We start from the raw sequence: 21,907 nt of genomic DNA, 5'->3' as shown, positions 1-21,907 counted from the left end.
CAATGCCTCTTGCGATGAACCGCGATGTCTTCATCACCTGCGCTGTCACCGGAGCCGGCGATACGACCTCCAGGTCTGCCCATGTCCCAATCACGCCGAAGCAGATCGCCGATTCCGCGATCGACGCCGCCAAGGCCGGAGCGGCGGTCGTCCATTGCCACGTCCGCGATCCTGAGACGGGCGCTGCCAGCCGCCGCAACGACCTTTACCGCGAGGTCACCGACCGTATCCGTTCCGCCGACATCGACGTTGTCTTAAACCTTACCGCCGGCATGGGCGGTGATCTGATTTTCGGCGATGTTGAAAGCCCCCTCCCCTTGAATTCCAGGGGGACGGATATGGCCGGTGCCACCGAACGTGTCAGCCACGTTGCCGAATGTATGCCGGAAATCTGTACGCTCGATTGCGGCACAATGAACTTCAGTCTTGGCGATTACGTCATGACCAATACGCCCGGAATGCTACGCGCCATGGCGAAAAAAATGACGGACCTTGGCGTTCGCCCCGAAATCGAAGCGTTCGACACCGGCCATCTCTGGTTTGCCAAGCAGCTTGCCGAGGAAGGCCTGATCGAGGATCCGGTGCTGATCCAGCTTTGCATGGGCATTCCGTGGGGTGCGCCCGACGACTTGAACACCTTCATGGCAATGGTCAACAATGTGCCCTCAAGCTGGACCTTTTCTGCCTTCTCGATCGGCCGTAATGCGATGGCCTATCCGGCTGCAGCCGTGCTAGCCGGCGGAAATGTTCGCGTCGGCCTTGAGGACAATCTCTATGCCGGCAAGGGGAAGCTCGCCACCAACGCGCAGCTGGTCGAAAAGGCCGTTACGGTTATCGAGGGCATGGGCGCTCGCATTATCGGGCCCGAGGACGTCCGCAAGAAACTGAAGCTGACGAAGCGCTGAGGTCATCATGAGCAAGATCAACAAGGCTGCATGTGTCGGCGGCGGCGTCATCGGCGGCGGATGGATCGCCCGTTTCCTTCTCGCCGGTATCGACGTCAAGGTCTTCGACCCGCATCGCGAATCGCAGCGGATCGTCGGAGAAGTTCTGGCGAATGCCGAAAAGGCCTATGCCATGTTGACCGGCGCGCCACTTCCCGCGCGCGGCAAGCTGACGTTCACCGCGACGATCGAGGAAGCGGTCGACGATGCCGACTGGATCCAGGAGAGCGTGCCGGAGCGGCTTGACCTCAAGCGCGGCGTGCTCAACCAGATCGACGCGGCTGCAAAGCCCGACGCGCTGATCGGGTCGTCGACCTCCGGCCTGTTGCCGAGCGAACTGCAGCGCGACATGAAGCATCCGGAACGGCTGTTCGTCGCCCATCCCTACAACCCGGTCTATCTGCTGCCGCTGGTCGAGATCGTCGGCGGCGAGAAGACGTCCGCAGCCACGATCAAGGCTGCGATGGACAAGCTCGTGCCGATCGGCATGAAGGGCGTTCACATCGCCAAGGAAATCGAGGCTTTCGTCGGCGACCGGCTGCTGGAAGCGCTGTGGCGCGAGGCGCTGTGGCTGATCCATGACGACATCTGCACCGTCGAGACGCTGGATGATGTCATTCGATATTCCTTCGGCCTGCGCTGGGCGCAGATGGGCCTGTTCCAGACCTACCGCATCGCCGGCGGCGAGGCTGGCATGCGCCACTTCCTTGCGCAGTTCGGCCCTTGCCTTGCCTGGCCATGGACGAAACTGACCGACGTCGTCGATCTCGACGACGCGCTCGTTGAGAAGATCGGCCAGCAGTCCGACGAACAGGCCGGTGGTCGCTCGATCCGTGAACTGGAGCGCATTCGCGATGAGAACCTTGTCGGCATTCTCCAGACATTGAAGGGCAGCGATGGCGGGAAGGGTTGGGGCGCCGGAAAGCTGCTCAAGGATTTTGAAGCGACGCTTTGGGCGGACGGCGGCAGCCCGACAACGCTGCACGACACCGCCCGCCCGTTGCGCCTTGTCGACACCAAGGTCAGCCCGGCCTGGGTCGACTACAACGGCCACATGACCGAACACCGCTATCTCCAGGTCTTCGGCGATACGTCAGACGCGCTGCTGCGGCTGATCGGCGTTGATCTCGCCTATGTCGAGGCGGGTCACAGCTACTACACGGTTGAAACCCACATCCGTCATCTCGGCGAAGCCAAGCTCGGTCAGGCAATCCATTCCACCTGCCAGATCCTGTCGGCCGACGAAAAGCGCCTGCAGGTCTTTCATACGATCTACAATAACGAAACGGGCAAGACGCTGGCCACAGCCGAGCAGATGCTGATGCATGTGGATTCAAAGGCTGGCAGAACCGTATCGGCACCACCGGAGGTGATCTTAAAGGTGAATGCGATTGCTTCGGCTCACGCCGGACTTCCCGTGCCGCAAGGCGTCGGGAGAGTGGTCGGGCAACGTAAATAGCGGCATTGGGGAAGCTGCAGTCAGTCTCGGGAGGATAATTTATGAATTTCGGCCTCAGCGAAGAACAGGAAATGATCGTCAAGACGGTCCGTGACTTTGTCGAGACCGAAATCTATCCCCATGAGAACGAGGTCGAACGCACGGGTGTCGTGCCGCGCGAGCTCGGCGAAGACATCAAGCACAAGTGCATCGAACTCGGCTTTTTTGCCTGCAATTTTCCGGAATCCGTGGGCGGCGCCGGGCTGGACAATTTGACCTTTACCCTGGTCGAACGCGAGCTTGGCCGCGGCTCGCTGGGCCTGACCGTCTATTTCGGACGCCCGTCCGGCATATTGATGGCCTGCGAGGGCGAGCAGCGTGAAAGATACCTTCTGCCGGCCGTTCGTGGCGAGAAATTCGATGCGCTGGCGATCACCGAGCCTGACGCTGGCTCTGATATGCGCGGCATGAAATGTGCAGCACGGTCGGACGGCTCGGACTGGGTCTTGAACGGCACCAAGCATTTCATCTCGCATGCCGATGTTGCCGATTTCGTCATTGTCTTTGCCGCAACCGGCGAGGAGCAAACGTCCAAGGGACCGAAGAAGAAGATCACCGCCTTCCTCGTCGATCGCGACACGCCGGGGTTTGAAATCCGCAAAGGCTATGAGTCCGTTTCCCATCGCGGCTATCACAATTCCATTCTGACCTTCACAGACTGCCGCCTGCCCGCAGGTCAGGTCCTCGGCGAGGTTCACAAGGGTTTCGAGATCGCCAATCAATGGCTCACGGGCACGCGGTTGACGGTTGCCGCGACCTGCATCGGTCGGGCCAGGCGCGCCTTCGATCTGGCTCTGGCCTATGCCGCCGAGCGCAAGCAGTTCGGCAAGCCGATCGGCGTCAATCAAGGCGTATCCTTCAAGCTTGCCGACATGATCACCGAAATCGACGCCGCCGAGTGGATGACGCTGGCTGCGGCCTGGCGGCTGGATCAGGGGCTACCGGCAAACCGGGAAATCTCCTCGGCCAAGCTTTTTGCGACCGAGATGCTGGCGCGCGTGACCGACGAGGCAATCCAGATCTTCGGCGGCATGGGACTGATGGACGATCTACCGCTCGCCCGCTTCTGGCGCGATGCCCGCGTCGAGCGCATTTGGGACGGTACCTCCGAAATCCATCGCCACATTATCAGTCGCGACCTGCTGCGGCCATTCGGAGCATGACCGCATGACGCAGCACTCGCTCGATCGCCTCATCAGACCGCAATCCATTGCCGTGTTCGGCGGCAAGGAAGCACGCCGCGTCATCGAACAGTGCGACCGGATGGGGTTTGCCGGCGATATCTGGCCTGTGCATCCGAAACTCGGCGAAGTGCTTGGACGAAGATGCTACCGCTCCGTTGCCGAGCTTCCGAACGCTCCCGACGCCGCCTTCGTCGGCGTCAACCGCACGCTCACCATCGAGATCGTGCGAGAGCTTTCGGCGCGCGGTGCCGGAGGGGCTGTCTGCTACGCCTCCGGATTTCTCGAGGCGGTCAACGAGCTTGCAAATGGCGGCGATCTGCAGGCAGCGCTCGTGGAAGCAGCCGGTGCCATGCCGATCATCGGGCCGAACTGCTACGGGCTCGTCAATGCGCTCGATGGGGCCTTGCTTTGGCCGGACCAGCATGGCCTGATCCGCACGGAACGCGGTGTTGCCATCCTGACGCAATCCTCCAATATCGCGCTAAATCTTTCGATGCAGACGCGCGGACTACCGATTGCCTATGTGATGACGGCGGGCAACCAGGCGCAGACCGGAATCTGCGACCTTGCGATCTCGGTGCTCGAGGATCCGCGTGTCACGGCAGTCGGCATGCATGTCGAGGGTTTCGACAGCCTCGCCGCTTTGCAAAGGCTCGCCGCACGCGCCCGAACGCTGAAAAAACCAGTGGTGATCCTGAAAGTCGGGCGCTCTGAAGCGGCGCGGCAGGCGACAATCTCGCACACCGCTTCGCTCGCCGGTGGCGATGCCGTCTCCTCTGCCCTCTTGGGGCGGTTGGGGATCGGGCGGGTTTCAACGCTGCCCGAGATGCTCGAGGTCTTGAAGCTCCTCCATCTGGGCGGCCCTCTGGATAACAACGCCATATCCTCCATGAGCTGTTCGGGCGGCGAAGCATCGCTGATGGCCGACGCCGCCATAGGTCGCGACATCGAATTTCGAAACTTGAAGCCCGAGCAGTTGCCGGCGCTCCGTCGCTCGCTTGGGGAAATGGTTGCGCTCTCAAATCCGCTCGACTACCACACGTTCGTCTGGGGCGACCTCGCCCGCCAGACGGCCGCCTTCAGCGCCATGTTCTCCGGCGGCTATGCGCTCAATCTGGTCGTTCTCGATTTCCCACGCGGTGATCGGTGTCAGGATGCCGATTGGTTGACGACGGTAGACGCGATTATTGCAGCGGCACAGGCAACCAGCGCACGGGCGGGCATCCTTGCGACGCTTGGCGAAAACATGCCGGAGGAGATTGCCAATCGGCTGATGGATGAAGGCGTCGTTCCGCTCAGCGGGATTAGCGAAGCGCTGGCGGCTGCCGAGATCGCAGCGGCAATCGGCAAAGCGTGGGAACGCGGCTCGGGGGCGTCCTTGCTCGACGTCGCACTGGATGATGGCGAAAGCCTGCTCCTGACCGAAGCCGAGGCTAAGGCGGAACTTGCAGCCTTCGGATTGTCGATACCGCGCGGCAAGACGGCCCACTCGCCGGACGAGGCCGCCAGCATCGCCGCCGATATCGGTTTCCCCGTCGCGCTAAAGGGTCTGGGTATCGCCCACAAGACAGAAGCGGGGGCGGTGGCCCTGAATCTTGCAACCGCGCACGACGTCCTCACCACTGCCCACGCCATGAGCGCGATCACGTCGGGCTACCTCGTCGAGGCAATGGTCGCAAAGCCGGTCGCGGAGCTGATAATCGGGGCGACACGGGACCCGGTCGCCGGACTTTTTTTAACAATAGGCGCCGGCGGCATTTTCGTCGAAATGCTTGAAGATTCTGTAATTTTGGTCCTTCCTGCGACGATGGAGGACATTATCGCGGCCATATCGCGCCTGAAGATCAGCAAATTGCTCGATGGCTACCGTGGCGGCCAAAAAGGCGACCGAAATGCGCTCGCCCGGGCCGTCGCATCAGCGGCAGATTATGTCGTTGCAATGGCTGCAAAGCTTGAGGAACTAGACATTAATCCATTGATGGTTCTCAGCGATGGCAATGGCGTCGTCGCTGCTGATGCTCTCGTCAGGCGAAGGAGGTAGCGTGTGTTGAACGGCCCCATTCGCTGCAGGCGCGTCGGCGGCATATTCGAGGTCATCATCGACCGGCCGAAGGCCAACGCTATCGATCTTATGACCAGCCGCCTCATGGGCGAAATCTTCCGCGACTTCCGCGACGATCCCGATTTGCGGGTTGCCATTGTCAGCGGTGCCGGCGACAAATTCTTCTGTGCCGGTTGGGATTTGAAGGCGGCAGCTGCCGGTGATGCGGTCGATGGCGACTACGGGATTGGCGGGTTCGGCGGCCTGCAGGAACTACGCGACCTCAACAAGCCGGTTATCGCCGCGATCAACGGGATCTGTTGCGGCGGTGGCCTGGAGATCGCGCTTTCGGCCGACATGATCATAACGGCCGACAGCGCGACTTTCGCGCTGCCGGAGATCCGCTCGGGCACGGTTGCCGATGCCGCTTCCATAAAGCTGCCAAAGCGCATTCCCTATCACATCGCCATGGACATGCTCTTGACTGGTCGCTGGCTTACCGCCGAAGAGGCGCATCGCTGGGGCCTCGTCAACGAGGTCGTACCTTTCGAAACATTGATGCAGCGCGCATGGGAACTCGCGCGCCTGATCGAGTCCGGTCCGCCGCTGGTCTATGCGGCCATCAAGGAGATTGTCCGGGAGGCTGAAGGCCGCGACTTTTCCTCGACGATGAACAAGGTCACCAAACGGCAGTTCAAAACGGTCGACGTCCTCTATTCAAGCGACGACCAGCTTGAAGGAGCAAAAGCTTTCGCGGAAAAGCGGGACCCGGTTTGGAAAGGAAGGTAGGTTCATAAAGGCGCGGGCGAAATGACGGCGACAATCAATCAAGGCTTTCAACCGATTGATTTCTCCGTATAGTTTGTCACAGAGGAAGTGACCGTACCGGAAAAACAAGGCCCAAACGGCCACCGGAAACTGAAGAAAAAACCAACCAGAGAAGAGGAACAGGCAATGAGCGACTACACAAAATATCTGACCGGGCAGCTGACTTCGGGGGGCATGAACCGCCGCGAATTCATGGGCCGCGCCATGGCCGCCGGCCTGACGCTTGCCGCCGCCGACACGCTGTTTGCCGCAAGCGCATCCGCGGCGGAGACACCCAAGAAGGGCGGGCATCTGAAGCTGGGCCTCGAAGGTGCTGCTGCCACCGACAGCAAGGATCCCGCCAAGGACCTGTCGCAGTTCATGTTCGTCGTCGGCCGCTGCTGGGGCGACATGCTTGTCGAATCCCATCCCCTGACAGGCGCGCCGGTCCCGGCACTGGCAGAGTCCTGGGAACCGTCGAAAGACGCCGTCACCTGGACCTTCAAGATCCGCAAGGGCGTCAAGTTTCACAATGGCAAGGACATGACGATCGACGACGTTATCGCCACCTTGAAGCGCCACACCGACCCGAAATCCGAATCCGGCGCTTTGGGCGTCATGAAATCGGTCAAGGATATCAAGGCTGACGGCAACAACCTCGTCGTCACGCTGACCGAGGGCAATGCCGACATGCCACTGCTGCTCAGCGACTATCACCTCGTCATCCAGCCGAACGGCGGCGTCGACGACCCGAACGCTGGTATCGGCACCGGTCCGTACAAGATGGCAAGCTTCGAGGCTGGCGTCCGTGCCACCTTCGAGAAGAACGCAGACGACTGGCGCACCGATCGCGGCTATGTCGACAGCGTCGAAATCATCGCCATGAACGATGCAACTGCCCGCATCGCCGCCCTTTCGTCAGGCCAAGTGCACTACATCAACCGCGTCGATCCAAAGACTGTGGCAATGTTGAAGCGTGCGCCGACCGTCGAGATCCTCTCGACCGCGGGCCGCGGCCACTACGTTTTCATCATGCATTGCAACACGGCACCCTTCGACAACAACGACCTGCGCCTGGCGCTGAAATACGCCATGGACCGCGAAACCATGGTGAAGAAGATCCTCGGTGGATATGGCAAGGTCGGCAACGACTTCCCGATCAACAGCACCTATGCACTTTTCCCAGAGGGCATCGAACAGCGCACCTACGATCCTGACAAGGCGGCTTTCCACTACAAGAAGTCCGGCCATGACGGCTCGGTGCTGCTGCGTACATCCGAAGTGGCTTTCCCGGGTGCTGTCGACGCTGCCGTGCTTTACCAGGAGAGCGCCAAGAAGGCCGGCATCAACATCGAGGTCAAGCGCGAGCCGGGCGACGGCTACTGGACCAATGTCTGGAATGTCCAGCCCTTCTCGACGTCCTATTGGGGCGGCCGTCCGACCCAGGACCAGATGTATTCGACCGCCTATCTGTCGACGGCCGATTGGAACGATACGCGTTTCAAGCGCCCGGACTTCGACAAGCTGCTGTTGCAGGCCCGCTCGGAGCTCGACGAAGCCAAGCGCAAGGAACTTTATCACGCTATGGCGATGATGGTGCGCGACGAGGGCGGCGTCATCCTGCCGATGTTCAACGACTTCGTGAACGCATCGAGCAAGAAGGTGAAGGGCTATGTCCACGACATCGGCAACGACATGTCGAACGGCTACGTCGCCACGCGCGTCTGGCTCGAGGCCTGACACTGAAGCCGGGCGGCTTCTTGCCGCCCCGCAAAACTGAGGTGTGGACCGTAGGCACAGCGCCCACGGTCCTTCCCCCATTTTTTCAGAGCGAGGCGCCCTTCCATGTCCAATTCCATAGAGACCGGTGGCCTGCCTGGGCGGAGCTTGCGAGAGCGCTTTCCACTGCTGGCACTCATCACAGAACGTCTGGTTCTAAGTTTCGTGCTGCTGTTTGCCGTCTCGGTTTTGATATTCGGCGGCCTCGAAGCCCTGCCCGGCGACTTCGCGACCACCTATCTCGGCCAGTCTGCGACACCTCAGGCCGTTGCCAATATCCGGCAGGAACTCGGCCTCAACAGGCCGATCATCACGCGCTATGTTGAATGGCTCGGCCATGCCGTGCAAGGGGACTTCGGAACATCCTGGGCCAGCAAGAATTCGGTCAGCGAACAGATCGGCCACCGCCTCGGTAACTCGCTGTTCCTCGCCGGCTTTGCAGCCCTCATATCCGTGCCGCTGGCGGTCGGGCTCGGGATGCTGTCCGTACATTTCAGGAACCGATTGCCGGACAAGATCATCAACGTCATCTCGCTCGCCGCAATCTCGCTGCCGGAATTCTTCATCGGCTATCTGCTGATCCTGTTTTTCGCGGTGAAGTTCGGCATCGCCACCTTCCCGGCGACAGTCTACGACACCATGAGCTTTTCCGAGCGTCTGCAGGCAATCGCGCTGCCGACTGCAACGCTGGTGCTCGTGGTCCTTGCCCACATGATGCGAATGACCCGTGCTGCGATCCTTTCCGTAATGTCGTCGGCCTATATGGAGACCGCTGAGCTCAAGGGGCTCAGCGCCTTTCGCGCCATCGTCAAGCACGCAGCACCCAATGCGCTTGCGCCGATCATCAACGTAATCGCGCTGAACCTTGCCTACCTCGTCGTCGGCGTCGTCGTCGTCGAGGTTGTGTTCGTCTATCCCGGCATGGGGCAGTACATGGTTGATGCGGTCACCGTGCGCGACATGCCGGTCGTGCAGGCCTGCGGCCTGATCTTCGCCGCCGTCTATATCATGCTCAACATGGTGGCCGATATTCTGGCCATCGTCGCCAACCCACGGCTGAGGCATCCGCGATGAGATTGAGAGACATTCCCATCACCGCCTGGATCGGGATCATCGGCATCTTCGTCGCCGCCATCTGTGCCATCTTTGCGCCGTGGATCGCGCCCTTCGGCGAGACCCAGGTCGTCGGCGACGTCTGGGCGCCGGCCGACCAGCAGTATTTCTTCGGCCTCGACAATCTCGGCCGCGACATTCTCTCGCGGTTGATCTACGGCGCAAGGACGACGCTCTCGGTGGCACTCGGTGCCACGATGATTTCGTTCTCGCTCGGCATCATCCTCAGCTTCACGGCCGCCGTCTCCCGCGGGATGATCGATGCAGTGCTTTCCCGCTTCAACGACTTGATGATGTCGATACCGACGCTGATCTTCGCGCTCGTCGTGCTCGCCGTCTTGCCGCAAAATCTCGTGGTGCTGATCCTTGTCATGGCCGTTCTCGATTCCACGCGCGTCTACCGTCTCGGCCGCGCCGTGGCGCTTGACGTGGCGGTGATGGAATTCGTGGAAGCGGCGAAACTGCGCGGCGAAGGAACGGTATGGATCATCTTCCGCGAGATCCTGCCGAATACATTGTCGCCGCTGCTTGCCGAATTTGGCCTGCGCTTTGCCTTCGCCATCCTGTTCCTCTCGACGCTGTCCTTCCTCGGGCTCGGCATCCAACCGCCGGCGGCCGACTGGGGCGGCATGGTCAAGGACAACAAGGACGGCATAATCTTCGGCATTTCGGCAGCACTTGTCCCCGGCGGGGCCATCGCCGCACTTGCCATCTGTGTCAATCTGGTGGTCGACTGGCTCTTGAAGAGAACCTCCAGCCTCAAGGGAGGACGTGGCGATGCCTGAGCTTCTTTCGGTCCGCGGTCTCAAGATTGAGGCCACAAGCTATCCGCCAGGCGAGCAGCCGAAGCGCGTCACCATCGTCGACGGCGTTTCCTTCGATCTTCAGAAGGGCAAGGTGCTTGGCCTGATCGGCGAGTCCGGGGCGGGCAAATCTACCATCGGACTTTCGGCGCTGGCCTATGGCCGCGGCGGCGCCGAGATCACCGGCGGGCAGGTCTTGCTCGACGGTGATGATCTCCTGACGCTCGGCAAATCGGGCATTCGAAAGGTGCGCGGTGCACGCGTCTGCTATGTTGCGCAATCGGCAGCCGCCGCCTTCAATCCGGCGCACCGGCTCGGCAGCCAGGTGATCGAAGCTTCTGTCAAGCACGGACTGATGACGAAGGACGAGGCCAGGACCCGGGCTCTCTATCTCTTCCGCGTGCTCGGCCTGCCGAACCCGGAAAGCTTCGGCGAGCGCTATCCGCATCAGGTTTCCGGCGGCCAGTTGCAGCGCGCCATGACGGCGATGGCGCTGTGTTCGAACCCCGAACTGATCGTCTTCGACGAGCCGACGACGGCGCTCGACGTGACGACGCAGATCGACGTGCTTGCCGCCATCAAGCACGCGATCGAGGAAACGAATACGGCAGCGCTTTATATCACCCACGATCTTGCCGTCGTTGCGCAGATCTCTGACGACATCATGGTATTGCGTCACGGCAAGAAGGTCGAATACGGCTCCGCGCAGCAGATCATAGAGGCGCCGCGCGAGGCTTATACCCAAGCGCTGGTCAATGTTCGCCAAGCGACACGGAAGGAGGCGTCCGATCAGACGGATTCCCTGCTGAAGGTGGAAAACATCACGGCCGGATATTCCAACGGCTTCAAGGTGCTGTTCGACGTGTCGCTGCATGTGCCAAAGGGACAGACGCTCGCGGTCGTCGGCGAATCCGGTTCCGGCAAGTCGACTCTTGCGCGCGTCATTACCGGACTGCTGCCGCCGCAAAAGGGTACGATCTCGTTTGCCGGAAAGATGCTGTCGCCGGCGCTGAAAGGCCGGTCCAACGACGACCTGCGTCGTATCCAACTGATCTATCAGATGGCCGACACGGCGATGAACCCGCGCCAGACGGTGCGCGAGATCATCGGTCGTCCGCTGACCTTCTATTATGGCATGCGAGGCGCTGCAAAAACCGCTCGCGTCAAGCAACTGCTCGAGCAGATCGAGATGAGCAACGGCTTCATCGACCGTTATCCAGCGGAACTGTCCGGCGGGCAGAAGCAGCGCGTTGCGATTGCCAGAGCGCTTGCCGCCAATCCGGAGCTGATCCTTTGTGACGAACCGACATCGGCACTCGATCCCCTGGTCGCCGAAGGTATCCTCAGCCTGCTGATGCGACTGCAGGAAGAGACGCAGATCTCCTACATATTCATCACCCACGACATCGCCATCGTTCGCGCCATCGCCGACAGCGTCGCCGTCATGCACCGCGGCAAACTGGTGCGTTTCGGGCCGAAATCAAAGGTCCTGTCGCCACCCTTCGACGACTATACCGACCTGCTGTTGAAATCGGTACCGGAGATGGAAATGGGCTGGCTGGAGAAGGTGTTGACGACGCGGAAGATGGCAAGTGCTGGGAATTGAGTTGACGTTGGGGGCATAGAAATCGCAAGCCCGCAATTTCCGAAGCTGAAATATGATAGATGGCTGCGGCTCCTATAAATGCACCCGCTAGAACTATATGAAATGGGTCATGGGAAACGACAGAAAATCAAGTGACAGGAATTCCATTCCCGATAGCGCATTCGGGTCGCCGCTGGTCGATGACCCGAACAGGGTCGACCCCGAAACTCAACCCTCCTTTGGTTGGCTGCTCGCCAACTCGCCATTGGAGGACACCGACTGGCCGATCTGCAAACCAGCCCGACAGGTCGATATCTAGATACCTTTCGACCTTGAGACTGCCTTCTTTGCAGGACAACAACGTGACGGACTTCCCATGACCAACCGCAGCTTTACCGTCATCGAAAACGAATGGATCGCCCTTGCCGACGGCACGCGGCTTGCAGCGCGTATCTGGATGCCTGATGCCGCAAAGGCGGAACCGGTCCCGGCCGTATTCGAGTTCCTGCCATATCGGAAGCGCGATGGAACCAGCCCGCGCGACGAATCGACCTATCCCGTTTTCGCAGCCGCAGGCATTGCCGGCGTGCGTGTCGACATCCGCGGCTCGGGCGAATCCGATGGCGTCATCGACGGCGAGTATACCGAACTCGAATTGGCGAACGCCTGCGAACTGATCGCCTGGATTGCGGCGCAGCCCTGGTCGAACGGCGCGGTCGGAATGATGGGAATTTCCTGGGGCGGTTTCAATTGCCTGCAGGTGGCAGCGCTTCGTCCCCCGGCGCTCAAGGCGATCATTTCCATTGCTTCGACCGTCGATCGCTACAATGACGACATCCACTACAAGAACGGCTGCCATCTGTCGGCGCAGCTTTCCTGGGCAGCGACGATGCTCGCTTACCAGTCGCGCGCGCCCGATCCGGCCCTTGTCGGCGATAGCTGGCGCCGGATGTGGATGGAGCGACTGGAAAACGAGCCGTTCTTCATGGGGGAATGGCTGCAGCACCAGCGTCGCGATGATTTCTGGAAACATGGGTCGATCTGCGAAGACTTCTCAGCCGTCGACGTGCCGGCGCTCGTCATCGCCGGCTGGGCCGACGGTTACCGCAATACCCCGCTGAAGGCAGTCGAAGGTCTAGGGAGCCGGGCAAAGGCGCTGATCGGCCCCTGGGTCCACAAATATCCGCATTTCGCATGGCCGAAACCCCGTGCCGACTTCCATGGAGAGGCAATCACCTGGTGGAACCGCTGGCTGCGTGGCGAGCAAAACGGCATCGAGACGCTGCCGCAGGTCCGTGCCTATATTCTGGATGGGCCGAAGCCAGCACCGCGCCGCGACGTTGATCCCGGCTTCTGGGTGGCGAAGCAGACGTGGCAGGAACCCGACATGCAGTGCTTCTATGTCGAGCAGTTCGGCACCCTGATGGAAGGCATGCCGATCCCGCATGCGCCGGAACATCCGGTATATCTGAAGTCACCCCTTGATACCGGGACTGCGTCGGGCGAATGGTTCACGCTGAAACCGGACGCCGAAATGGCGGTCGACCAGCGCGGCGACGATGCCGGCTCGCTGACCTTCCAGACCGCACCGCTTGCCGAACCGCAGGACTATTTCGGCCAGCCGGTGCTGACGGTGTCCCTAAGGTCGGATGCCGATCTGGCAAATCTTTGCGCACGCATCGTCGATATCCATCCCGATGGAACCGCGACGCGGGTTTCCTTCGGGGTGCTGAACCTTGCGCACCGTGACAGCAACGAACATCCACAGCCGATGACCCAAGGCGAGCCGACGCAAATCCGCCTCGTGCTCGACGCCTGCGGATATCGCTTCGGCACGGGCCATCGCATCCGCTTGTCGCTATCATCAGCCTATTGGCCGATGGTGTTGCCGCCGCCGACCGATGGCGGGTTGACGCTCGACATCGCCTCCCTCGGTCTTGCCATGCCGAAAATCGGGGGCCATGAGGCGATCGAGGTGAAGCAACCGGCCAATCCCGATCCCTTGCCGAAGTATATCGAGCACAAACCGGGCGCGACCAGGCGACAGGTCGTGCGCGACCTATCCGCCAATCGGACGGATTATTTCATCAACGAGGACACCGGGCTTTTTGAACATCCAGACACCGGCCTGTCGACGCGGCAGCTGCGCGACGAGGTCTGGTCGATTTCACCTGGGGATCCGCTATCGATGGCAGGAAGGTCGGTCTGGACCTGCGACATGCAACGGCCAGGCTGGTTCGTTCGCACGATCTCGACCGCGACGATTTCCTGCACCGCGACCGATTGGCTGATCGGCGGCTCGGTCGTTGCCTATCAAGGTGAGACAAGGGTCTTCGAGAAGACATTTGAAAAGGTCGTTCCTCGCGATCTGATGTGATCAGAGCGTTCCGGCAAAGCGGCTGACGGCGATGCAAAGCGCGCGAAATCCTTCGCGGGCGCCGTCGCTCATATGGCGGGCGCGCAGCCAGGCATGCACCATCTGCGGCTCTTCGCGGAACCAGACCTCGACGCCGGCGGCGGCAAGCCGGCCGGCATAGCTTCGGCCGTCATCGCGCAGAGGGTCGAAATGCGCGACAGTGATGTAGGAAGGCGGCAGACCGGCGAAGGATCGCGCCAGCAGCGGATGGGCGACCGGCTCGTCGGCCGGCGCCTTGAGGATGGCTCGATAGTAGGCGGTGTCGGTGGTGGTAAGGCCGGGCGCATTGGCCATCTCTTCGTATGACCCGGACACCAGGTCGCCGCCAAGGCCGGGGTAAATCAGCACTTGGCCGACCATGCCTGACAGTGCCTCGTCGCGAGTCCTCAGCGCCAACCCGGCCGCCAGATTGGCGCCAGCGCTGTCGCCGATCAGAACGACCTTCTCGCCAGTGCCAAGCAGCGCCTTCAGAACCGCAAACGCATCATCGGTCTGCGCGGGCCACACATGCTCCGGCGCCAACCGATAGTCGACAGAGACCAATTCGGCGCCTGCAAACTCGGACAGCTCGGCGCAGATCGCATGATGGCTTGAAAGAGAACCGACGACATATCCGCCGCCATGCAGGTAAAGCAGTTTGACGTCGGTACGCACACTGGCCGGTCGATAGCGCCGTGTCGGGATTGTGCCGATCGCTGCATCCTGAGTGATCATCCCGTTTGGCAATGGCCGATCGAACTGCGCGCAGAGCGCGTCGTACCAGAGGCGCTGCTGCCCGATCGACGCATCGACTGCGTCTGCCGGATAAAAGCTATCGCAAAGCTCGAGAAACGCCAGAATGCCTGGCTCCTCGGGCATTGGACGGGCAACGGTCAATTCAGCTTGCGGCATTCTTTTCCTCATGCAGCACTTCGGCGTGACGCAAGACTATCAGAAGCCTTGAAATGCGAAATCGACTGCCGCCACAATCTCATCACTACATGGCGAAAGATCGCCGATTGCTGGCCCTAGTTCGCGACACGGTATCGCAGTCAAGAGATGTGCTGCAACAAAATAGCGGATCCCGCTCACATCGACGCTGACGTGCAATCTTGTCAACGAATGCGTAACCAATGAAGCCGGGAGCAGTGGTGCTACAATTCTTGTCTTCAAGTCACCGAGCAAGTTCGATTGCAAATCGATGACCAGTTGATCACTGTCCATTATGCGATGAACGCTGAACCGAGCCACTAAAATTGCCGCCACTTCGAGAGTGGCAAGCCATACTTTTCGACATATCGATTCATTTCCTCGATAGCCTTTGCATTCTCCGACCGCCAAGCGCGTTCGCGTTCGTCTCTAATCGCTTGAGCGATACCCCGTTCAGCCGCTCGCGAGATGTTGATATTTAGTCCACGCGCTTCGGATAAGAGGCCCTCATCAAGCGATAAGTTAGCAGCCTTGCGCACTCGCGCCATAAAACTCTCCATAGACAATGCGCACACAGTATGCGCATTGTCTGAAGCCTGCAACCAACCAATCCGTATTTTGCCACTTATTCCGCCGCAACTTCCACTTCCGTCGGACGTCGGCGGCCTATCGTCAGCTGGGTCAACACGGATGCGGCAACGGCACATAGAGCGATACCCATTGCCATTGGAACTGCCGTGCCATCGAAGAACAGGCCGGCGATGGCCATGGCCACGGCGGCGGTGACAAATTGCAAGGTGCCCATCAGCGCAGAGGCGGTGCCGGCGATCGTGCCGTGTTCTTCGAGCGCCAGCACGGCGGCCGTCGGGATAACCAGACCGAGGAAGCCGTAGCCGATGAACAGAAGCGTCGCCATGACCGGAAGCGCGCCAAAGCCGAGGCTCATGACAATCGCCATGGTGGCCATGGCAAGTGCAAAGCCGGACACTGCCGCGCGCATGACCCGGATCAACCCAAAGCGTTCGCCAAGCCAGCCGGTCAGCTGCGACACGGCGAAGAACGAGACGGCGTTGATCGAGAATGCGAAGCTATACTGGGTCGGCGAGAGACCGTAATGATTGATGAGCACGAAGGGCGAATTGGCGAGATAGACAAGAAAGCCCGAGATGCCGAGACCGCCGATAAAGGTCATTGTCAGGAAATGACGATCACCCAGCAACAGGCGATAGGCGGCCATGGCGCTGCGAAAGCCACTCTCCGAGCGGTCCGCCCTGGAGCGGGTTTCGTTCAATTGTGTCGATAGCAGGATCAGCCCGATAAAGGCTGCAATCATCACCGCCCAGAACACGCCGCGCCAGCCATAGAACGCGATGACGGCGCTGCCGGTGAGTGGCGCCAGGATCGGCGAAATGCTGAACACGAGCATCAGCAACGACATCAGCCGCGCCGCCTGCACGCCGGTGTGCATATCGCGGACGATAGCGCGCGGAACGACCATGCCGGCAGCACCGCCGATACCTTGAAGGAAGCGGAAGGCGATCAGCGTCTCAATGTTGCTCGCCGTGGCGCAGCCTATGCTGGCGACAGCGAACAGGCCGATCCCCATATAAAGCGGCGCCTTGCGACCCCACATGTCTGCCAGCGGCCCATAGACCAGCTGGAAAATCGCAAAGGGAATGAAGAAGGCAAGCAGGCTCATCTGAACGAGTTTGTCAGGCGCCCCGAGATCCTTGCCGATAGAAGGCAGGGCCGGAAGATACATGTCGATGGCGAACGGACCGATGGCCGAGAGCAGACCAAGGATGACCGCAATACGGAAAAATGAAGCCGGCATTGTGATGGTCTTTCAGAAAGCGTCGCAGGCGGAAGCCGGATTGCTTCGCAGCCGCGAAGGCTTTCAAGAGAGGGTCAAGGATAGCTGACAGTCCCAGCGCGCGCGGGCTTGGGAGAACCGCAACGCATTAGACGACTGTCCACAAATTTGGACACAGATGTAAAATTAGACACTGTTGTCTAAAACGTCAATGCGCATTATCTTCACACCATGAAAAGTCTGAAGGACGCCGAATCCAACGCTGCGGCCACGTCGCGTGGCCAATATTCGAAACGTGTTTTGATCCTCGACGCCGCGGCGGAGGTGTTTTGCCGCGAGGGTTTCTCCGGTGCTTGCATCGACGAAATTGCCGCCGAAGCATGTGTGAGCAGGCAGACCGTCTATAACCACTACCACGAAAAGGAGACGTTGTTCACCGCCGTCGTCGAAGTTGTGATGACGCGCGTCAACGCTGTCCTGTTCTCCACCTTATCTACGTTTCCCGACACGCCGGACAATCTGCAGGAGGAGCTCAGCGCGTTTGCGGTGCGTCTCACCAGGGATTGCACCGGCACGCAGGACGGAAAATTTCTGCGCAAACTGGTTCAGCAGGAGGGTGGGCGCTATCCGCATCTTTTCGAAGCCTGGCGTCAACAGGGACCATGCAAGACGACGAGGGCACTTGCCGCGCTTTTCGCGCGCCTCAGTCATCAAGGCGCTCTCGATATAGACGACTTCGATCTGGCGGCCCGGCAATTTCTGGCGCTGGTCAATGCCGATATGCAGATGGCCGTGCTGTTCGGCGGCACGCTCTCTGACGACGAGTTGGAGGTCTCCGCGCATAACGCAGTGCGAACCTTCCTGCGCGCCTATGGGCATGTTGCCAAGCAAGATCGCAATCGGCTTGTGTCGACATTGTCGAATGACTAGACGCCAATTGCAGGTCGAGGCCCCTCGCCTGGCGGTTACAAATTCTCGCCGCCGGTCTTGCACGCCGAGAGAATCGGATTATCTTCTGTTCATCTGAAACAGAACGAAAGGAAGGTGATCCAATGTCTAGTGAGATTTCGGCGCTCGTGATGGACATGGGAATTGTGGTGAAAGAAACGGGGCAGCCCTCGATCTAACCCCACCTTCCTGCGGGTCGCAGAGACGATCCGGGTCTTTCGCAAGGCCAAAACTCATGGAGGGCCGCTTCGAGCGGCCCTTTTTGTTGTCTGAACGTTGAAGGATTTGACGCGGTTCAGATAATGCCGCCACCGCCTGCCGCCGATACCGGGCGCTCGGCGGAGACGCGTTTGCGATATCCGCTGGCCCGGTAGGTCGCCACCGGATCGATCGCACCGCCCGAGCGGCGCCTGGCTTCGGCGAGAATAGGCTCCACGTCTGCGCGATAGGCGCGCTTCAGCGTTTCGGAGGCCATCAAGGCATCGTTGACATCCTGATAGCCTGACAACGCGTTGCGGTCTACGATGAGCGCCTGGGCATAGGCGCGGCGAATTTCGTTGGCGCTGGAGATCAGGCTCTCGATCGGGTCAGTGACATTATGCGACTGATCAATCATGTGGGCCGGATGGAATCCCTTCACGCCGCGATGTTCAGCGTCGACAAGCTCGTTGAAGACAAGAAACAGGCGGTAGGGATCAATGGCCCCCGCGTCGAGGTCGTCATCGCCGTATTTCGAATCGTTGAAGTGGAAGCCGCCGAGCTTTCCAAACTGGATCAGCCGCGCGACGATCATCTCGATATTGGTGTTCGGCGCATGGTGGCCAAGATCGACGAGGCAGAAGGCCTTGGGGCCAAGCGTCTCAGCGATCATATAATTCGTGCCCCAGTCCTGCACGACTGTCGAATAGAATGCCGGCTCGTACATCTTGTGCTCTGAAAAGATGCGCCAGTCGTTGGGGAGCGCCTTGTATATATCCGCCATTGAAGCGAGGTAGCGCTCAAATGTCTTGTTGAAATGGCTCTGGCCGGGGAAGTTTGAGCCGTCGCCGATCCAGACCGTCAGTGCCTTGGAGCCGAGCTGCTTTCCGATCTCGATGCATTCGATATTGTGTTCGACCGCCTGGGTGCGGGTCGCCGCATCCACATGGCTGAGCGAGCCGTATTTGTAGGAATGCGCCTGGCCGGGGGCATCCGAAAATGTGTTGGAATTCATAGCGTCGAAGCCGAGGCCAAGGCTATCGCCCTTGGCCTTGAGTTCTCTCGCATCCATCTTATCCCAGGGAATGTGCAGCGACACCGTCGGCGTCGCCCGCGTCAACTGGTGGATGACTGAGCAGTCATCGAGCTTGTCGAAGATGCCGCGCGGCTCGCCGGTCCCCGGAAAGCGCGCGAAACGCGTTCCGCCTGTCCCGACACCCCAGGACGGCACCGCGACGAAGAATTCGGCGACCTTTGCGGTGATGGATTCAATGTCGACGCCGCGGCGGGCAAGTACGCTGCCCAATGCTTCATAGTCGGATTTGAGCGCGGCGGCACGGCGATCGTTTTCCCGTGCCAGCAGATCGGGTGCGATTTTAAGCTCGGTCATGGTTTCCTCCCGATAGTCTTTGGAATCTAAAATCTCGCGTGGTTGCCCCTCATCCGCCCTGTTGGGCACCTTGTCCGCGCGCGCGGGGACAAGGGACTGGCGGAGAACTCTCGATCCCCCTCTCCCCGCATGCGGGGAGAGGGTCGGGGCAGCAGCCTCTCGGCCGATCCTACCTTGCGGCTCGGTATCCTTTTAGCGCGTAAAACTCTGTGCGTTGCCGGCGTCGACGTTGATGATGTTGCCGGTGGACTTGGCAGAGACATCCGACGCCAGGAAATAGATTGCTTCGGCGATATCCTCCGGAAAGACGTTGAGCTTCAGCATCGAGCGCTTGCGGTAGTGTTCCTCGAGCTCGTCGATCTCGATCTTGGACGATGCCGCGCGCTGCTCCCGCCATTCGCCGTTCCAGATCTTCGAGCCGCGAAGGACGGCATCCGGATTAACCGTATTGACGCGGATGCCGGCTTCGGCGCCTTCAAGCGCCAGGCAGCGGGCAAGATGGATTTCAGCCGCCTTGGCCGTGCAATAGGCGGCCGCGTTCGGCGATGAGGCCAAGCCGTTCTTCGACGCGACGAAGACGACATTGCCACCAATATTCTGGCGCCGGAACAAGCGGAATGCCTCGCGCGACACGAGAAAGTACCCGGTTGCGAGAATGTCCATGTTGCGGTTCCACATCGACAGCTCCGTGCTTTCGATCGGCGCGGACGAGGCAATGCCGGCATTGGAGACGAGGATGTCGATGCCGCCGAATTCGACACAGGCCTCGGCAAAGGAGGCGATGACGGCGTCTTCCTTCGTGACATCAAGCTTGACGCTGCGCACTGCATCGGCGCCGAACGTCTTGCCGAAATCCTCGAACGTACTGTCGAGTGCCACCTGGTCGATATCGGCGAGCACCACGCAGGCCCCCTCGCCGATCAATCGCGCAGCCGTCGCGCGTCCGATGCCGCCGGCGCCGCCGGTGACGAAGGCGACGCGGCCGGCAAGGCTCTTCGGCTTCGGCATGCGCTGAAGCTTGGCCTCTTCAAGCAACCAGTATTCAATGTCGAAGGCTTCCTGTTCCGGCAGGCCCTGATATTCCGAGACGGTGGATGCGCCGCGCATGACGTTGATGGCGTTGACGTAGAACTCGCTGGCTATCCGAGCTGTCGCCTTGTCCCTGGCAAAGGACAGCATGCCGACGCCCGGAACAAGGAAAATGACCGGATTTGCGTCGCGCATAGCGGGCGAGTTGTCATGCTTGCAGTCGTTGTAGTAGCGCGCATAGTCTGCCCGGTACTCTTCGAGCGCCTTGTCGAGGCCGGCAACAATTGCGTCTACGTCGGGCTTGGCCGGGTCGAAATCCACGATCAAGGGACGGATTTTCGTGCGCAGGAAGTGGTCGGGGCAGCTTGTGCCGAGCGCGCCGAGCGGCTGCAGATGCCTGGAATTTACGAATTCGAGCACGGCATCCTGATTGTCGAAATGTCCAAGCTTGCGCTCGGCCTTGCCGATACGGCCGCGTATCTCCGGCATCAGGCGTGCGGCGATGGCGCGACGCTGCGAGGCGGGCAGGCTTACAGAGGCGGCACCCCCGAAGATCGTCTTGCCTTCGGTCTTTGCGGCAAACCACTGGATCGCCTTGTTGATGATATCAAGGGTGAGCTCGTAGCAGGCCTTCGCATCGTTTGCCCAGGTGAAGAGGCCATGGCTTTCGAGCACGACCCCCTTGGCGTCCGGATGATCCTTGACGAAGGCGCCTAGGTCCAGGCCGAGCTGGAAGCCAGGCCGGCGCCACGGCAGCCAGCCGATGTCGTCGCCAAAGATCTCCTTTGTCAGCTCCCTGGAATTCTTCGAGGCCGCAATGGCGATGATGGCATCGGGATGCATATGATCGACATGGGAGAAGGGCACAAAGCCATGAAGCGGCGTATCGATTGAAGCGGCGCGTGCATTCAGGTTGAAGGTGCAGTGCGGCAAAAATCCGACCATGCGGTCTTCGTCCGCGACACCCTTGTAGATGCTCTTCAGCGATTCCAGCTTGTCCTGATAGAGGGTCGCAAAGCCGTCGAGTTTGATGGTTCCGACATCGCCGCCAGATCCCTTGACCCACAAGACCTTGACTTTCTCGCCGGTAAGCGGATCGGTTTCCATCACCTTGGCCGAGGTATTGCCGCCACCGTAGTTGGTGATGCGCTTGTCGGCACCGAGGAGATTTGAGCGGTAGAGCAGCTTGCCGGGCTCATCCAGGCCGGACGCGTAGCTATCATCCCAACGGTTATCCAGAAGCCGGACTTCAGCCGCCATGTCATCCTCCCATATCAAATATTCTCGGCGTATCATCGAAGACAACACCGCGTTTGGTGTAGGGTATCGCTCAGTCGGAGTCCCATTGTCAATCGAAAACGATCATAAACGATTATGTTGCAGCGCACTATGAAAGTATTTGATCGTTTGTGATTGACACATTCCACTAGATACGAAATAACCGAAACAG

The 21,907-nt window shown here is 60.2% G+C and carries 18 protein-coding genes; 12 read left to right on the top strand and 6 right to left on the bottom strand.

From position 1 onward, the window contains the following. Positions 1-2: 2 nt before the first annotated feature. The 11 genes from AB4Z52_RS23020 (at position 3) to AB4Z52_RS22970 (ending at position 14,131) form a co-directional block, all read left to right on the top strand. Positions 3-905: a 3-keto-5-aminohexanoate cleavage protein gene (locus tag AB4Z52_RS23020; RefSeq protein ID WP_442220216.1), complete on the top strand. Its 903-nt coding sequence runs from the start codon at positions 3-5 to the stop codon at positions 903-905. Positions 906-912: 7 nt separating this feature from the next. Further along, positions 913-2,403, top strand: a complete 1,491-nt coding sequence (locus AB4Z52_RS23015) for a carnitine 3-dehydrogenase (RefSeq protein ID WP_442220215.1) — start codon at positions 913-915, stop codon at positions 2,401-2,403. A gap of 41 nt (positions 2,404-2,444) precedes the next feature. Beyond that, complete coding sequence (locus AB4Z52_RS23010) at positions 2,445-3,605, top strand: acyl-CoA dehydrogenase family protein (RefSeq protein WP_442220214.1); 1,161 nt, start codon at positions 2,445-2,447, stop codon at positions 3,603-3,605. A 4-nt stretch (positions 3,606-3,609) separates the two neighbouring features. Further along, positions 3,610-5,667: an acetate--CoA ligase family protein gene (locus AB4Z52_RS23005; RefSeq protein ID WP_442220213.1), complete on the top strand. Its 2,058-nt coding sequence runs from the start codon at positions 3,610-3,612 to the stop codon at positions 5,665-5,667. 6 nt (positions 5,668-5,673) lie between these two features. After that, positions 5,674-6,456 carry a carnitinyl-CoA dehydratase gene (locus AB4Z52_RS23000; protein WP_442220246.1) on the top strand — a complete coding sequence of 261 codons (783 nt, stop codon included), beginning with the start codon at positions 5,674-5,676 and terminating at the stop codon, positions 6,454-6,456. Between the two features lie 165 nt (positions 6,457-6,621). Next, complete coding sequence (locus tag AB4Z52_RS22995; protein WP_442220212.1) at positions 6,622-8,214, top strand: ABC transporter substrate-binding protein; 1,593 nt, start codon at positions 6,622-6,624, stop codon at positions 8,212-8,214. Positions 8,215-8,319: 105 nt separating this feature from the next. Continuing rightward, entirely contained in the window at positions 8,320-9,327 is a 1,008-nt protein-coding gene (locus tag AB4Z52_RS22990) for an ABC transporter permease (protein ID WP_442220211.1), read from the top strand. Continuing rightward, on the top strand, positions 9,324-10,151 hold the full coding sequence (locus AB4Z52_RS22985; protein ID WP_442220210.1) for an ABC transporter permease: 828 nt from the start codon (positions 9,324-9,326) through the stop codon (positions 10,149-10,151). The genes AB4Z52_RS22990 and AB4Z52_RS22985 overlap by 4 nt, the downstream gene beginning before the upstream one ends. Continuing rightward, positions 10,144-11,775 carry an ABC transporter ATP-binding protein gene (locus AB4Z52_RS22980; RefSeq protein ID WP_442220209.1) on the top strand — a complete coding sequence of 544 codons (1,632 nt, stop codon included), beginning with the start codon at positions 10,144-10,146 and terminating at the stop codon, positions 11,773-11,775. Before AB4Z52_RS22985 ends, AB4Z52_RS22980 begins: the two co-directional genes overlap by 8 nt. A gap of 109 nt (positions 11,776-11,884) precedes the next feature. Continuing rightward, positions 11,885-12,073 (top strand): hypothetical protein, encoded by a 189-nt coding sequence (locus AB4Z52_RS22975; RefSeq protein ID WP_442220208.1) that lies wholly within the window; start codon positions 11,885-11,887, stop codon positions 12,071-12,073. A 57-nt stretch (positions 12,074-12,130) separates the two neighbouring features. After that, positions 12,131-14,131, top strand: a complete 2,001-nt coding sequence (locus AB4Z52_RS22970; RefSeq protein WP_442220207.1) for a CocE/NonD family hydrolase — start codon at positions 12,131-12,133, stop codon at positions 14,129-14,131. Here the strand turns inward: AB4Z52_RS22970 and AB4Z52_RS22965 are convergent, their stop codons facing one another. The 4 genes from AB4Z52_RS22965 to AB4Z52_RS22950 all read right to left on the bottom strand — a co-directional run bounded on the left by AB4Z52_RS22965 (position 14,132) and on the right by AB4Z52_RS22950 (position 16,913). Beyond that, on the bottom strand, positions 14,132-15,061 hold the full coding sequence (locus tag AB4Z52_RS22965; RefSeq protein WP_442220206.1) for an alpha/beta hydrolase: 930 nt from the start codon (positions 15,059-15,061) through the stop codon (positions 14,132-14,134). It lies immediately after the preceding gene. Between the two features lie 39 nt (positions 15,062-15,100). Next, complete coding sequence (locus AB4Z52_RS22960) at positions 15,101-15,400, bottom strand: CcdB family protein (protein ID WP_442220205.1); 300 nt, start codon at positions 15,398-15,400, stop codon at positions 15,101-15,103. Further along, positions 15,400-15,627, bottom strand: coding sequence for a type II toxin-antitoxin system CcdA family antitoxin (locus AB4Z52_RS22955; protein ID WP_442220204.1), 228 nt, complete (start codon positions 15,625-15,627; stop codon positions 15,400-15,402). The genes AB4Z52_RS22960 and AB4Z52_RS22955 overlap by 1 nt, the downstream gene beginning before the upstream one ends. 77 nt (positions 15,628-15,704) lie before the next feature. Next, positions 15,705-16,913 (bottom strand): multidrug effflux MFS transporter, encoded by a 1,209-nt coding sequence (locus tag AB4Z52_RS22950; protein ID WP_442220203.1) that lies wholly within the window; start codon positions 16,911-16,913, stop codon positions 15,705-15,707. A 210-nt stretch (positions 16,914-17,123) separates the two neighbouring features. Between AB4Z52_RS22950 and AB4Z52_RS22945 the strand changes: the two genes are divergently transcribed. Then, entirely contained in the window at positions 17,124-17,822 is a 699-nt protein-coding gene (locus tag AB4Z52_RS22945) for a TetR/AcrR family transcriptional regulator C-terminal domain-containing protein (protein WP_442220202.1), read from the top strand. A gap of 313 nt (positions 17,823-18,135) precedes the next feature. Here the strand turns inward: AB4Z52_RS22945 and rhaI are convergent, their stop codons facing one another. Further along, on the bottom strand, positions 18,136-19,428 hold the full coding sequence (gene rhaI / locus AB4Z52_RS22940) for an L-rhamnose catabolism isomerase (protein ID WP_442220201.1): 1,293 nt from the start codon (positions 19,426-19,428) through the stop codon (positions 18,136-18,138). A gap of 192 nt (positions 19,429-19,620) precedes the next feature. After that, on the bottom strand, positions 19,621-21,717 hold the full coding sequence (locus tag AB4Z52_RS22935) for a bifunctional rhamnulose-1-phosphate aldolase/short-chain dehydrogenase (protein ID WP_442220200.1): 2,097 nt from the start codon (positions 21,715-21,717) through the stop codon (positions 19,621-19,623). Positions 21,718-21,907: the final 190 nt, after the last annotated feature.

The sequence above is a fragment of the Rhizobium sp. 2YAF20 genome (assembly GCF_052114685.1).
Lineage (GTDB): Bacteria > Pseudomonadota > Alphaproteobacteria > Rhizobiales > Rhizobiaceae > Rhizobium.
This window is presented reverse-complemented; position numbering and strand designations above follow the sequence as displayed.